Source organism: Kitasatospora sp. NPDC048662, assembly GCF_055587065.1.
The window spans coordinates 162,475-176,586 of the sequence record NZ_JBVJHA010000002.1; the positions used below are offsets into that span (position 1 = coordinate 162,475).

The following is a 14,112-nucleotide window of genomic DNA, read 5'->3' on the forward strand; positions in this document are numbered from 1 at the left end:
GGGGGCTCAGGCGGTGACGACGGCGGCGGAGTTGAAGCCGCCTGCGCCACGTGCGAGGACCAGCGCGGTGCGGACCGTCGCGGGTCGGGCCGTGCCGAGGACGAGGTCGAGGTCGAGGCCGTCCGCGACCTGTTCGACGTTGACGGTGGGCGGGATGACCTGGTCCCGGAGGGTGAGCAGCGCGGCGGCCAGGTCGAGCGAGCCGCCGCCGGCGTAGAGCCGTCCGGTCATGGTCTTGGGGGCGGTGACGGGGACGCCGCGCGGCCCGAAGACGGCGCGCAGGGCGTCGGCCTCCTGCCGGTCGGGTTCGGGTGCGCCCGCCGCGTCGGCGAACACCACGTCCACCTGCTCGGGCGTCACCCCGGCCTCACCGAGCGCCAGTTCGATGGCGCGCCGCAGCCCGGGTTCGAGCCCGCTGCCGGGCCGCGGGTCGAACGTCGCGGCGTACCCGGCGAGCCGCCCGTAGACCGTCGCGCCGCGCGCCTGCGCGGCCTCGGCGTTCTCCAGGATCAGGATCGCCCCGCCCTCGCCGGCCACGTACCCGGCAGCGTCGGACGAGAAGGGCAGGTAGGCGCGGGCGGGGTCGGTCGCGGTGGAGAGCCGGCCGCCGGCCAGTTGCGCGGCCCAGCCCCAGGGGCAGACGGAGCCGTCCACGCCGCCGGTGACGATCACCCGGCTGCCCTTGCGGAGCTGGCGGCGGGCCTGGGCGACGGCGTCGATGCCGCCGGCCTGCTCGCTGACCAGGACGCCGCTGGGGCCGCGCAGTCCGTGCCGGATGGAGATCTGGCCGGTGTTGACGGCGTAGAACCAGGCGAAGGACTGGTACGCGCTGACGTACTTGCCGCCCTGGCTCCACAGCGCCTGCAGTTCGCGCTGGCCGAACTCGAAGCCGCCGGCGGAGGCGGCGGTGACCACGCCCGCGGCGTACTCGGGGAGTTGGTCGAGGTCGAGGCCGGCGTGGCCGATGGCTTCCTCGGCGGCGACCAGGGCGAGCCGGGTCATGTGGTCGGTCTGCGGGATCAGCCGGCCGGGGATGCGTTCGGCGGGGTCGAAGCCGGGGACCTCGCCGGCCAGGGTGGCGGGGTACTGGGTGGCGTCGAACCGCTGGACGGGTCGGATGCCGCTGTGGCCGTCCAGGGTGGCCTGCCACCAGGCGTCGGTGCCGAGGCCGTTGGGGGCGGCCACGCCGATGCCGGTGAACACGGCGCCGGCCGTGCCGGTGCTGGGAAGGGTGCTCTCCAGCAGGTCGCTGCTCATGCGGTCCTCCGCTCGGGTCGGGTGAGCACCATGGCGCTCTGGAAGCCGCCGAAGCCGCTGCCGACGCTCAGCACGGTGTCGATCTTCCGCTCGCGGGCGGTGATCGGGGTGTAGTCGAGGTCGCACTCGGGGTCGGGTTCGTGCAGGTTGGCGGTGGGGGGCACGATGCCGTGTTCGATGGCGAGGGCGCTGGCGGCGATCTCCAGCGAGCCGATGGCGCCCAGCGAGTGACCGATCATCGACTTGATGGAGCTGACGGGGGTGGCGTACGCGTGGTCGCCGAGGCTGCGCTTGAACGCGGCGGTCTCGTGCCGGTCGTTCTGCTTGGTGCCGGAGCCGTGCGCGTTGATGTAGTCGACGGCGGTGCCGGGCAGCCGGGCCTCGTCGAGGGCGACCCGGATGGACTCGGCCATCTCCTTGCCGTCGGGCCGCAGTCCGGTCATGTGGTACGCGTTGGAGCGGGTGGCGAACCCGGCGATCTCGGCGTAGATGTGGGCGCCGCGCCGGCGGGCGGCGTCCAGTTCCTCCAGGACGAAGATCGCGGAGCCTTCGCCGAGCACGAAGCCGTTGCGGGTGCGGTCGAACGGCCGGGAGGCGTGCTCGGGGTCGTCGTTGCGCGGGGAGGTGGCCTTGATGGCGTCGAAGCAGGCCACCGAGATCGGCGAGATGGGGGCCTCGGTGGCGCCGGCGATCATCACGTCGGCGCTGCCTTCGCGGATGAGTTCGACGGCGTGGCCGACGGCGTCCAGGCCGGAGGTGCAGCCGGTGGAGACGACTCCGGCGGGGCCCTGCGCGCCGACGCTCCAGGCGACCTCGGCGGCGAAGGAGCTGGGCACGAAGTAGTCGAACAGGTGCGGGACGGCGTAGCGGTGGTCGACCAGCCAGCCGCGGCCGCCGTCGCTGACCACGTTGTACTCGGTGTCCAGGCCCATGGTGGCGCCGACCGCGCTGCCGACGGTGACGCCGGTGCGGAACGGGTCCAGGGAGGCCAGGTCGAGGCCGCTGTCGGCGACCGCTTCGCGGGCACTGGTGACGGCGAACTGGGCCGCCCGGTCCATCCGCCGGATCTCCTGCGGGCTCAGCCCGGCGGCGATCGGGTCGAAGTCGGCCTCGGCGGCGATCCGCGAGCGGAACGAGGAGGCGTCGAAGAGCGTGATCGCCCTGGTCGCGGTCCTGCCGTCGGTGAGCAGCGACCAGAATTCCTTCGTGCCGACCCCGCCGGGGGCGACCACGCCGATCCCGGTGATGACCACTCGCCGGCTCATGGCCGCCTCCCCATAGTCGTGTTCAACGCCGTTCCTTCCTTTCGTGGCCTTCTCTCAAGGCCTGTGACGGACCTGCGGATCGCACCGTCGGGCCCGCCCGGTAGCCTGCGCCGACGGCCTCAAGCCACGCTCGACACCAGCCCGGGTGCTGCTCCCAGGCCGTCCAGGACCTCGGCGAGCAGGGCGGGAGCGGTGCGCTCCCGGACGAAGAAGTGGCCGCCCTCCACCATGCGCAGCTCGAATCCGGCCGCGGCGTAGCGGGCCCACTGGGCGATTCCGCCGGGTGAGGCGATCGGGTCGGTGCGACCCGCGAGGGCCAGCAGCCTGCTGTTCAGCGTCTGGCCGTCGGCGGCGCGGCACAGGGCCTCGCCGAGCTGGAGGTCGTCGCGGAGCGCGGGCAGCACCCGGCGCCGCCACATTCCGGTCTCTTCCGGGTCGATCGCTCCGGGCGGCAGGACGCCGTGGTCGACCAGTCGGTGCAGCAGTTCGTCGTCGGGCAGGGTGGCGGCGGCCAGCACCGGCGAGCGCAGGTGCGGGGGCAGCACGGCGCCCACGGCGACGAGTTGGGGCAGTGGCCCGCCAGCGCGCTGGAGCGCGGCGGCGCAGGTGTGGGCGACCAGGCCGCCGAGGCTGTGCCCGTAGAACGCGAACGGGCGGTCCAGCAACGGCCCGATCAGTGAGTCGAGTTCGGAGATCAGCCGGTCGGGGTCGGTGATCCGCCGTTCCCTGATCCGCAGCCCGCGGCCGGGCAGCAGGACCGGTACCACTTCGGCGGCGGTGCCGAGCGCCGACTGCCAGCGGGCGAAGGCGGAGACGCCGGCTCCGGCGTGGTGGAAGCAGATCAGACGCGGTGGCCCGCCGCTGCTCACTCCTCCACCAGGGCGACGGCGCGGGTCCAGCCCGCTCCGGCGCCGGCGATCTTGACCGGGAAGCAGGAGACGGTGAAGCCGTGTCCGGGCAGCAGGTCCAGGTTGGTGAGCCGTTCGACCTGGCAGTACTCGCGGCGGCGCCCGGCGAAGTGGGCGGGCCAGAGCACGGACTTGTCGCCGGTCTCCTGGTAGCTGCGGATCATGTGCCCGAAGGGGGCGTCCAGGCTCCAGGCGTCGGTGCCGATCACCCGGACCCCGAGGTCGAGCAGGTGGTCGGTGGCCGGGCCGTCGAGCCCGGCGAAGTCGGTGAAGTACCGGGGGGTGCCGGCGTGCTTGGAAGCGCCGGTGTGCAGCAGCACGATGTCCATCGGCGCGGGACGGTGGCCGAGTTCGGCGAAGGCCTTCTCGATCCGCTCGACGCCGATCACGCCGGTGCCGATGTCGGAGACGTCGAGCACCAGGGCCGGCCGCAGGAACCAGTCGAGCGGCATGGCGTCGATGTGGCGCGGCGCCCCGTAGTCGCCGACCGAGCCGTAGTGCGACGGCGCGTCGACGTGGGTGCCGGTGTGGCTGGTGAGGGTGAGCGTGTCCAGGGAGAGCAGCTCACCGCCGGGCAGTTCGGCCGGGTCGAATTCGAGGCCGAAGTGCAGGCGCATCTCCTCGGCCATGTGACGGGCGCCCTCGGCGGGCGTCATGATCTCGTGGACGATCGGGTCCGGCTCCCAGCCAGCCGCGTCCACCGGTGACGACAGGTCGATGATCCGCAACTTCTCCCCCACGGTCGGGTAGGACGGGGTTCCGGCCCGGGGTGGGCGGCGGAACGCGTGGGAGCACTGTGCGGTCGCCGCCTCGAACATCCGTCGAGGCGGGGCAGGGCGACGCTGGGGCCACCGGCCGACGGGCCGTCAGGCGGCGAACAGGTCGAGGATCGGGGTACGGCGTCCGGGCATCCGGTCGAGGGCCGGGTCGGCGGCCAGCATCGCCTGCTGGAGCTTGCGCACCCGCGGCGACGGTTCCAGGCCGAGTTCCTCCACCAGGCGCCCCCGCAGGGCCTGGTAGACCTCCAGCGCCTGCCACTGCCGGCCGGACCGGTACAGCGCGACCATGGCCTGGGCGTGCAGCCCCTCGTGCAGGGGGTGCCGGACCGTCAGTCCGGTGAGTTCGGCGACCAGGTCGGCGTGCCGGTCGAGGCGCAGGTCGGCCTCGATGCGGCGCTCCAGCACCCGCAGCCGGCTCTCCTCAAGCCGGGCCAGTTCGATGTCCAGGATCGGCCCGACCTTGACGTCCACCAGCGCGGGCCCGCGCCACAGGGCCAGCGCCTCCCGGTAGATGACGGCGGCGCCCTCGTCGTCGCCGGCGTCGGTGGTGTCCCGGCCGAGTTCGGCGAGCCGGTCGTACTCGTGCACGTCCACGGCGCCGGGCTGGACCTCCAGCAGGTAGCCGCCGTGCCGGGTGACCAGGATGTCCTTGGCGCTGCACGGGGAGTCCGGGCCGAGCGCCTGGGCGAGCAGCCGGCGCAGGTGGAGGATGTACGTCTGCAGGGTGGTGAGGGCGCTGCGCGGGGCGTCCATGCCCCACAGCTCCTCCAGCAGGGTCGGCACCGGGACGACCTGGTTGGCGTACAGCGCGAGCAGCGCGAGGATCTGCCGCGGCTTGCCGGCGCTCGGCACGATGGAACTGCGCTGCGTCTCGGCGCTGAGCGGGCCGAGCACTCTGATGTCCATGAGGGTTCCTCCCGTGGATGGACCCGTCCGGCAGCCGCCTGGACGCGTCGTGGGCGATGCGGGGCCGGAGCGGGCCCGCTGCCTTCATCAGGCTCCCCCGGCCGCGTCCGCGGCGACCAGTGCCAGATTCCCGAGCGGGGCATGCGTTTCGGCATCCGGCGACTGTGAATCCTTCATGTGCGGCTCGTGAGGCTGGCACTGTTGCCTGTCGGCCACCCCCAGGAGACTTCTGGTCACATCGAGCGAACAACGACTCGAACTCGACCACGGGAGAGACCATGGGCCCCCTCACCAGCGTCATCGGTCAGGACGACGACCTCTTCATCGAGGACCTGAGCCAGCACTCCTCCGCCGCCCGGCCGACCGGCGCCGGCATCCTGTGCTTCTGCCGCGCCGCGGACGCCTACCTGACCGCCCCGGCCGAGGCCGCCCCCGGACGCCTGGCGTGAGCGGGCTCCTCGACCCGGCCGGCCCCGGCCACTTCCTCGCCTTCCGGCCGCACCTGAGCGTGCAGCAGGTTCCCGGCGAGGCCGTCTACCTGATCTCGGACCAGCAGGTCACCGCGCTGCACGGCGCGCAGATCGCCCGGCTGGCGCCGCTGTTGGACGGGACGAGGAGTCTGTACGACCTCCAGCGGGAGACCGCTGACCGGCTCGGCGCGGCGCAGACGGCCGGGCTGATCACCAAACTGCGCCGGGCCGGGCTGGTGTCCGAACGCCCGGCCGGTGCGGCCACCGCCCAGTGCGGCTACTGGTCGGCCGCCGGGCAGGACGAACAGGCGGCGGGCGAGCGGCTCGGCGCGGCCACCGTGCGGGCGCTCGGCCCGGACGGCGCCGACCTGCCCGAACTGCGCGGCGCGCTGGACGCCGCAGGCCTGCGCACCGTCACCGGCGGCGCGGACGCCGACCTGACGGTGGTGCTCTGCGAGGACTACCTGGACCCGGCGCTCGGCACGATCGACGCCGCGCACCGGGCGGCCGGCCGGCCCTGGCTGCCGGTGCGGGCCGACGGCGTGGAGCCCTGGATCGGCCCGTTCTTCGCGCCCGACGGGGCGTGCTGGAGCTGCCTGGCCGACCGGCTGTGGCGCGGCCGGCAGGTCGAGGCGCACGTCCAGCGCGCCCTGGGGCGCACCGGCCCGGCCCCGCGCCGCGCCTGCTCGCTGCCGGCGGCCCGCACCGCGGTGCTGCAGCTGGCCGCGCTGGAGGCCACCAAGTGGCTGGCCGGCTACCGGTACCCGGGCCAGCGGCAGTTGTGGACGCTGGACTCGCTGGCCCTGGACGGGCGCCGGCACCCCGTCACCCGCCGCCCGGAGTGCCCGCAGTGCGGCGACCCGGGGCTGGTCGCGGCGCGGATCAACGCGCCCGTGGTGCTGCGTTCGCGGCCCAAGGCGCAGACCGACGGCGGCGGGCACCGGGCGCTGACGCTGGAGCAGATGATGGAGCGCTACGGCCACCACGTCGATCCGCTGACCGGCCTGGTCAAGGAGATCCGCCGCGACCCGCGCGGGCCCGCCGAGCTGAACTGCTTCCACGCCGGGCTGAACCCGGTGGGCGGCGCCGCCGGCCTGGCCTCGGTCCGCGCGGGGCTGCGCGCCAACGCCTCCGGCAAGGGCGCGAGCGCGCTGCAGGCCGAGGTCGGCGCGCTGGCCGAGTCGCTGGAGCGGCACTCCGGCCACTTGCAGGGCGGCGAGCCGATCGTCCGCGGCCGCTACCGGGAGCTGGCGGCGGACGCCGTCCATCCCGACACCGTCCAGCTGTTCGATCCGCGCCAGTTCGCGGGCCGGCAGGAGTGGAACGCCCGTGCGGGGGCCTTCCACCAGATCGCCGACCCGTTCGACGAGGACGACCCGATCGACTGGCTGCCGGTGTGGTCGCTGACCGAGCAGCGGCAGAAGCTGATGCCCGCCGCGCTCCTCTACTACAACGCCCCGCAGCAGCGCGGCCGCCGCTACTGCCTGGCCAACTCCAACGGCGCGGCAGCGGGCGGCACGCTGGAGGACGCCGTCCTGCAGGGCTTCCTGGAGCTGGTGGAACGCGACGCCATCGCGCTCTGGTGGTACAACCGCACCACCCAGCCCGGCATCGACCTCGACGCGTACGGCGACCCGTGGATCGCCCGGGTGCGCGAGCTGCACGCCTCGCTGCACCGCGAGGTGTGGGCGATCGAGCTGACCTCCGACCTGGGCATCCCGGTGGTCGCGGCGTTCTCCCGCCGCACCGACAAGCCGGCCGAGGACATCATGCCCGGCTTCGGCGCCCACCTGGACCCGGCGATCGCGCTGCGCCGGGCCCTCGCGGAGGTCAACCAGCTGCTGCCGAACGTGGTGGACGCCCGCGCCGACGGCACCGGCTACGGCTTCACCGACCCGCAGGCGATGGACTGGATGCGCACCGCGAAGGTCGCCGAACTCCCTTACCTGCTGCCGGATCCGGCCGCCCGCCCCGCCCCGGCCCCGCGCTGCTCGTCGGCGATCGGCCCGCACGAGGACCTGCGGGACGACCTCGCCGCCGCCGAACAGCTGCTCCGCCGGGCCGGAATGGAACTGCTGGTGCTCGACCAGACCCGGCCGGAGGCGGGCCTGCCGGTCGCCAAGGTCGTGGTGCCGGGCCTGCGTCCGCACTGGAACCGGTTCGCCCCGGGCCGCCTGTTCGACGTGCCGGTGCGGCTGGGCCGGCTCGCCGCGCCCACCCCGTACCACCTGCTGAACCCCGTACCGCTGTTCGTCTGAACAGCCCCGCACACCGCGCTGGATGACTGATGCGTATCGAATGCCTGGCCGCCCCGCAGCTCACCGAGCTGTGGTCGCTTCGCGAGGACACCCTGATCGACCCGGACGACGGGCCGGACGGCACCCTGACCGTCCTGACCCGCTGGGGGCCGGTGTACTTCGCGAACCCCGACCCGGTGCTGCGGTCGGCACTGGAACGGATGACGCTCGGCCCGGTGTCGCTGAACAACGTGGCGCCGGGCTTCCCCGGCCTGGAGGACCTCGACCGGCCCGAGGACCACTCCCCCGAGGTGACCAAGCTGCTGCGCGGGCTGCGCCGGATCCGCCACTGCCTGGTGCGCACCCTGGCACTCGGCAACACCCCGCTGCTGAGCATCGTCCCGCTGGCCCGCAACACCGTGTTCGAGCCGCAGCCGGCGCCCGGGGACCGGCCGTGCCGGCTGTCCCGGTTCGCGGTGCTGCGCTACGCCGAGGGCGGGCTGCGCCTGGAGTCGCCGCTCGCCCACCACCGGGTGCAGCTGCACCGCCCCGAGATGGTGCAGCTGCTGGCCCTGCTGGCGGGCGGCGACCGGCCGGTGGGCCTGCAGCTCGACCCGGAGGTGGCCGCCGCCGCGATCGGCTACCTGCTGGCCGCCCGGATCGTGGTCGCCGCCGAGCACCCCGTCACCGGCACCGAGGAGCCCGTCTACGCCGAGGACGACGACCCGACGCTGGCCGGCTGGTCCGCCGACGACATGATGATGCACGCCCGTAGCCGGCTCGGCCGCAGCGACGGCCCGTTCGGCGCGACCTTCGCCCACCTGGGCCGGATGCCGGCCGAGCCGACCGCCAAGCCGCTCGGCGCCCGGGCCGCGATCCCGCTGCCCCGCCCCGACCTGGAACAACTGCGCACCACCGACGAGCCGTTCAGCTCGGTGCTGGAACGCCGCCGTTCGGTGCGGCAGTACGGCCCGGACCAGCTGAGCGTCCGCCAGATCGGCGAACTGCTGTTCCGGTCCTGCCGGATCCGCGAAGGCGCCGACCGGGACGGCCGGCCGTACCCGAGCATGGGCTCGGTGTACGCCCTGGAGCTGTACCTGGTGGCCGGACCGGACACCGAACTGCCGCCCGGCGTCTACCACTACGACCCGCTCGGCCACCTGCTGGAGCCGCTGGACGCCCCGGCCGCCGAGACCGCCGAGCTGCGGGCCGCCGCCCAGGCCACCCTGGGCGCCGACCTTCCGCCACCGCTTCTCCTGGTGCTCACCGCCCGTTTCCGGCGCACCACCCACGCCTTCAGCGGCATCGGGTACACCAGTCTGATGAAGGACGTCGGCGTGCTGATGCAGAGCCTCTACCTGGTGTCCACCGCGATGGGCCTGGCGCCGTGCGCGCTCGCCTCCGGCAATTCGGACACCGCCGCCCGCGCCTTCGGCCTGGACTGGGCGGTCGAGTCGAGCGTCGGAGAGTTCGTGGTCGGTCCGAGCCCATCGGCAGCAGACCAGGGCTAGTCATGTCCCGTACGATCCGGGAGAAGCGGTAAGCGGGAACCGTACGAGTCCGAGGGGGAAATCGTGAACGATGAGGTGTCGTGGCCGACACCCGACCCGGGCGGCAACCAGCTGGCACCGAAGGTCGCGGTGGCGATCACCGCCCTGGTGTTCCTCGGCTACACCGGAGTGGCCACCAGTTACGTCCTCGCCCTGCACCCCAGCGGGCTGCTGCTCGGCAGCACGCTGGCCCTGCTGGCCCTGCTGCTCGGCATCCAGCTGGTGCACTCCTTCCCGCGCCTGGTCCCCTCCCTGGCCAAGCGCTGGCCGCTGACCCTGACCCTGCAGGCGGTGATCACCTACGCGCCGTTCTGCTGGCTTGGCCCGCTGTGGATCGGCATCCCGAGCTTCCTGGCCGGGTCACTGCTCCTGCTGCTGCGGCCGGTGGTGGCCTGGCCCGGGTTCGCCGGCGTGGTGGCGGTCAGCAACCTGCTGATGCTGCTGATGGGCAACCCGGTCGGTGAGACCTTCTACATCTCGGTCGCCACCATCACCAACGGCCTGGTGATCTTCGGACTGTCCCGGCTGACCGACCTGGTGATAGAGGTGCACCGCTCGCGCGCCGAACTCGCCACCCTGGCGGTGGCGCAGGAGCGGCTGCGGTTCGCCCGCGACCTGCACGACCTGCTCGGCTACAGCCTCTCCGCCATCACCCTCAAGTGCGAACTCGCGTACCGGCTGGTACCCGGACAGCACGAGCTGGCGCAGCAGGAGCTGACGGAGATCCTCCAGACGGCACGTCAGGCCCTCTCGGACGTACGGGCGGTGGCCCGCGGCTACCGGGAGATGTCGCTCTGCGCGGAGGTGGAGAGCGCCAAGGCGATGCTGGCCACGCTCGGAGTGCGCTGCACCGCCCGGCTGGACTTCGGGCTGCTGCCGCAGCAGGTGGAGACCGTGCTGGCGACGGTGCTGCGCGAAGGGCTGACCAACATGCTGCGGCACAGCAAGGTCGAGCAGTGCGAGATCTCGGCGGTCCGCGAGGGCCGCACCGTCCGGTTCCGGCTGGCCAACGACGGCGTGCGCCGCGCCGTGCCGGGGCAGCCGCCGCTGGTGCGGGACACCGGCGGCGGCAGCGGCATCGGCAACCTCACCACCCGGGCGCGCGAGCTCGGCGGCACCCTGACCGCGGGCCCGCACGGCACCGGATGGTTCGTGGTGGAGGCGGCGATCGACCTGGACGCGGCCACGCTGGCGCTGTCCGGCTCCGGCAGCGGCCACCGCAAGACCCCTGCCAGAGCGGCCTGAGCGGCCGTCAGAGCCAGCCGGCGTCCCGCGCGATCCGGATCGCGTCCACCCGGTTGCGGGCGTTCAACTTGCCGACCACGGTGGTCAGATAGTTGCGGACCGTCCCGGCGGACAGGAACAGCCGGGCGGCGATCTGACTGGCCTCCATGCCGTCGGCGGCCAGCCGCAGCACCTCCAGTTCGCGCAGCGTGAGCGGCGAGGGCTCACAGTCCAGCGCGGCGACCGCCAGCACCGGGTCGATCGCCCGGCCGCCGGCCGCCACCGTACGGATCGCGGTGGCCAGTTGGCCCGGCTCGATGTCCTTCAACAGGAACCCCGCGACCTGCGCGGCCAGCGCCCGGCGCAGGTTGCCCGGCCGGCCGAGGCTGGTCAGGATCAGCGTCCGGCAGCCCGGCACCTCCCGGGCCAGCTCCCCGGCGGCGGTGATGCCGTCCATTCCGGGCAGGTCGATGTCCAGCACGGCGACGTCCGGTGCGTTCTCCTTCGCCCGGGCCACCACCTCCGCTCCCGACCCGGTCTCCGCGACCACCTCCAGGTCGGGCTCCAACTGCAGCAGGGCGACCAGGGCTCTGCGCAGCACCTGCATGTCCTCCGCCAACAGCACGCGAATCATTCCTTGCCCCCGTTATTCCGCTGACTTGACACATGATCAGCTGAACAATAACGATCTGGGGGCCGTTTTGGATCTTCCAGGACGTTCGATTTTCGTCAGGGCGGTTACCCGGCCCCCGCCCGCAGCAGGTTCACCACCTCCGCGAGAAAGCCGCCGTCGAGCATGGTGGAGACCGCGGTGTCCGGCACCGCCTGATGCCCGGCGTCGTGGCAGGCGACGCTCACCAGATAGCCGCGCTTGAGGGCGTACGTGCCGAACGTCCACTCGCCGAACCCGGCCGCGGAACCGTCCGGGGTGTGCAGGTCGGTACCGGGGCCGGAACCGAACTCGGCGAACCCGAACTCGGTGAAACCGAACCGCATCCCCTGCCCGAGCGCCTTGGTGTACGCCTCCTTCAGGGTCCACAGCCGCAACAGCTGCTTCTCCTGCTTGCGGGCGGGCAGCCGGTCCAGCCAGCTCCGCTCGGCGGGGGTGCACAGCAGGCGGCGCATGTCCTGGTAGCGGACCTTGCGGTCGGCCAGCTCGGTGTCCACACCGATCCGGCCACGCCGGCTCAGGCCGACCACGATCAGGTCCCGGGTGTGGCTGATGCTGACGTCGATCTGGTCACAGCCGCGCAGGTACGGACGGCCACCCGGCTTGTAGCCGAGCTCGACGGCCTCCGGCGGCACCTGCAACGCCGCCCCCGCCGCATACCTGACCAGCAGCCGGGACGCCGCGAACCGCTCCCTGGTCCGGGTCCGCTCCAGCGAACTGAGCCGCTGCCAGTCGCGGGTGCCGAGGACCTGCCGCAGCTCCGGCTCCGCCATCACCGCGTCCTGCCACTGCTCGGTGTACGCGTGCACCACCGCGTGCCCGTGCCAGGCCATCGCCTGCCGCACCTCGACCCACCGGGCGCTCGGCCCGGGCATCAACAGCGGCGCCGCCACTCCCGCTCGATGGTTCGTCATCGCGAGCCTCCTTCGGCCAGCGGCGTGTCGTACAGGTCCAGGGAACGTCCGCCGGCCAGCCGGGCCAGCACCTCGGCGTGCACCCGCCGCACACAGTCGGCGGGCGGCTGCGCCACCGGCAGGCCGAGCCGGCGGGCCAGCCGGGACAGCGCCAGCACCAGCCACGCCGGATCGGCGAGGAACCCGCCCCCGCCCCGCCGGGCCTCCCAGCCGCCGAGCGCCGCACCCGCCGCCGCCAGCAGCGCGTACCGCTCGACCAGCGCGCACCAGGACGGGCTGGCCAGGGCGGCCGCACTGTCGGCGGGCAGCGCCAGCGCCCGCTCCCGCAGCGCCGCCAGCTCCCCCGTCAGCACCCCGGCGAGCTCGGCGGCCACCCGGCCGTCCGGCCCCGCGGGCGGGTCGGCCCGCAACCGGGCCGCGGCACCGGCCAGCGTGGCGATCAGCACGTCACTGCCGCCGGCCACCGCGAGCGCGCCCAGGTCGAGCGGCGGCAACGGCTGCTCGAAGGCGTACAGCGCGGCCGGCGGCTCGGCCGCGCGCAGCCAGGACTCCCGCGCCAGCACGGGCAGCTGCGGGATCAGCACGGCCTGGCAGGCAGCGGTCCCGACATGCCCGAGACTGGCCGCGGGCATGTCCCGGAGCAGCTTCTGCAGGCTGCCCGGCCCGCCCGCCCGGTCGTACCCGGACGCACCGAGCACCGCGGACAGCTCCTCCACGTCGTCCCGCAACAGGTCCGGCACCAGGTACTTGACGGCCGCCGCACCCAGGTGGGCGCTGTCCGGCACCAGGTGCAGGGCACGCAGCACGGCGGTGGCCATCGCGTCGCACAGCAGCAGATCCGCGAACACCCCCGCGAGCAGCGCCCCATGACGGGGCCGGCCGGCGACCCGGGCGGCGGCCCGCAGCACGGTGTCCGCACCGGCCAGCAGCACCGCCGGGATCAGCGTCCGGTTCAGCTGGAAGGTGCGCAGCGCCAGCCGGACGCCCTCCCCCGGCAGCCCGACCCGGGCCTCGCCGGACACCGGAAGATCGGTGAACTCCAACCCCGCGAACCGGCAGCCACGCATCCCGGTACTGATCCGCCGCGGCAGCACCGTCAACGTGCCACCCGCCTCCGCCGGATCGACCAGCAGCACCGAATGGCTGCCGCCCGCCTCCCCCGCCCTGGCGAACACCACCACCGCACCGGCCCGATCGGCGTTGATCACCACGTCCTTCCGGCCCCGCAGCAGGTAGCCCTCACCCTCCGAGGCGGCCGTGAACTCGCCCTGCCACAGCGCGTTGGCGTGCGCCAGCGCGTGGTGCGCGATCGCCACCGAACGCCCCGCCAGCAGCAGTTCGGCAATCCGCCGCCGCTGCGCCGGGCTGCCGGACGCCCAGACCGGCGCGGCCGCGAACAGCGAGGTGATCCCGTGGCCGAACCCCAGGGAGACGTCCCGCCGGAACACCGGCCGCAGCACCCGCGCCAGCACATCCGCCCGCTCCAGCCTCCCCCCGAGCGCCACCGGCACCAACTCCGCACCGAACCCGCCCTCGTGCAGAACGGCCACCGCCCCCTCGGCCAACTCCGCCCGCTCGTCGGCCGCCAACAACGCCCGGAACCCGGCCGGATTCCCCGGATCATCCGGATCCCCGAGCCGCCGCTCCCACTCCGCGACGCGCTCCCGCACCTGCCGCTCGACGGCACTCACCGGGCCACCGCCGCGCCCGGCGCCAACGCCGAGTTCGACCCGCTCACCTTCCACGCGCCCGTCGGCCGGGCCGCCGCGCAAGCCACCCTCCGCACGCCACTCGGCGATCACCGGGCCCGCGTCTGCGACAAGCTCGGCCCGCTCGCCTTCCACGCGCCCGTCGGCCGGGCCGCCGCGCAAGCCACCCTCCGCACGCCACTCGGCGATCACCGGGCCCGCGTCTGCGACAAGCTCGGCCCGC

13 protein-coding genes are annotated in these 14,112 nt (G+C 73.9%); 5 read left to right on the forward strand and 8 right to left on the reverse strand.

Features of this window, described 5'->3' with window-relative positions; translation table 11 throughout:
- Positions 1–6: 6 nt before the first annotated feature.
- From ACZ6R9_RS06720 to ACZ6R9_RS06740, 5 genes are all read right to left on the reverse strand, one after another.
- On the reverse strand, positions 7–1,257 hold the full coding sequence (locus ACZ6R9_RS06720; RefSeq protein WP_380482034.1) for a ketosynthase chain-length factor: 1,251 nt from the start codon (positions 1,255–1,257) through the stop codon (positions 7–9).
- Positions 1,254–2,522: a beta-ketoacyl-[acyl-carrier-protein] synthase family protein gene (locus ACZ6R9_RS06725; RefSeq protein WP_380482036.1), complete on the reverse strand. Its 1,269-nt coding sequence runs from the start codon at positions 2,520–2,522 to the stop codon at positions 1,254–1,256. The genes ACZ6R9_RS06720 and ACZ6R9_RS06725 overlap by 4 nt, the downstream gene beginning before the upstream one ends.
- A gap of 119 nt (positions 2,523–2,641) precedes the next feature.
- Positions 2,642–3,391, reverse strand: coding sequence for a thioesterase II family protein (locus ACZ6R9_RS06730; protein ID WP_465536959.1), 750 nt, complete (start codon positions 3,389–3,391; stop codon positions 2,642–2,644).
- Complete coding sequence (locus ACZ6R9_RS06735) at positions 3,388–4,158, reverse strand: cyclase family protein (RefSeq protein ID WP_380482336.1); 771 nt, start codon at positions 4,156–4,158, stop codon at positions 3,388–3,390. The genes ACZ6R9_RS06730 and ACZ6R9_RS06735 overlap by 4 nt, the downstream gene beginning before the upstream one ends.
- 138 nt (positions 4,159–4,296) lie before the next feature.
- Positions 4,297–5,115, reverse strand: coding sequence for an AfsR/SARP family transcriptional regulator (locus ACZ6R9_RS06740; protein WP_380482039.1), 819 nt, complete (start codon positions 5,113–5,115; stop codon positions 4,297–4,299).
- Positions 5,116–5,393: 278 nt separating this feature from the next.
- Here ACZ6R9_RS06740 and ACZ6R9_RS06745 point away from each other — a divergent pair, with 278 nt between their 5' ends.
- From ACZ6R9_RS06745 to ACZ6R9_RS06760, 4 genes are all read left to right on the forward strand, one after another.
- Positions 5,394–5,564, forward strand: coding sequence for a hypothetical protein (locus tag ACZ6R9_RS06745; RefSeq protein ID WP_380482041.1), 171 nt, complete (start codon positions 5,394–5,396; stop codon positions 5,562–5,564).
- On the forward strand, positions 5,561–7,843 hold the full coding sequence (locus ACZ6R9_RS06750) for a TOMM precursor leader peptide-binding protein (RefSeq protein WP_465536961.1): 2,283 nt from the start codon (positions 5,561–5,563) through the stop codon (positions 7,841–7,843). The genes ACZ6R9_RS06745 and ACZ6R9_RS06750 overlap by 4 nt, the downstream gene beginning before the upstream one ends.
- Before the next feature lie 29 nt (positions 7,844–7,872).
- Positions 7,873–9,333 (forward strand): SagB family peptide dehydrogenase, encoded by a 1,461-nt coding sequence (locus ACZ6R9_RS06755; protein ID WP_380482045.1) that lies wholly within the window; start codon positions 7,873–7,875, stop codon positions 9,331–9,333.
- A gap of 63 nt (positions 9,334–9,396) precedes the next feature.
- Positions 9,397–10,617, forward strand: a complete 1,221-nt coding sequence (locus ACZ6R9_RS06760; protein WP_380482047.1) for a sensor histidine kinase — start codon at positions 9,397–9,399, stop codon at positions 10,615–10,617.
- A 7-nt stretch (positions 10,618–10,624) separates the two neighbouring features.
- Here the strand turns inward: ACZ6R9_RS06760 and ACZ6R9_RS06765 are convergent, their stop codons facing one another.
- From ACZ6R9_RS06765 to ACZ6R9_RS06775, 3 genes are all read right to left on the reverse strand, one after another.
- The gene (locus tag ACZ6R9_RS06765; protein WP_380482048.1) at positions 10,625–11,230 is read right to left on the reverse strand and encodes a response regulator transcription factor; all 606 of its coding nucleotides are present in this window, start codon (positions 11,228–11,230) and stop codon (positions 10,625–10,627) included.
- A 104-nt stretch (positions 11,231–11,334) separates the two neighbouring features.
- Positions 11,335–12,180, reverse strand: a complete 846-nt coding sequence (locus tag ACZ6R9_RS06770) for a 4'-phosphopantetheinyl transferase family protein (RefSeq protein ID WP_465536962.1) — start codon at positions 12,178–12,180, stop codon at positions 11,335–11,337.
- Positions 12,177–13,730 carry an acyl-CoA dehydrogenase gene (locus tag ACZ6R9_RS06775; RefSeq protein WP_465536964.1) on the reverse strand — a complete coding sequence of 518 codons (1,554 nt, stop codon included), beginning with the start codon at positions 13,728–13,730 and terminating at the stop codon, positions 12,177–12,179. The genes ACZ6R9_RS06770 and ACZ6R9_RS06775 overlap by 4 nt, the downstream gene beginning before the upstream one ends.
- Here ACZ6R9_RS06775 and ACZ6R9_RS06780 point away from each other — a divergent pair.
- The coding region (locus ACZ6R9_RS06780) for a hypothetical protein (RefSeq protein ID WP_465536965.1) at positions 13,716–14,112 on the forward strand (397 nt) is incomplete at its 3' end. The two genes, ACZ6R9_RS06775 and ACZ6R9_RS06780, sit on opposite strands and share 15 nt — an antisense overlap.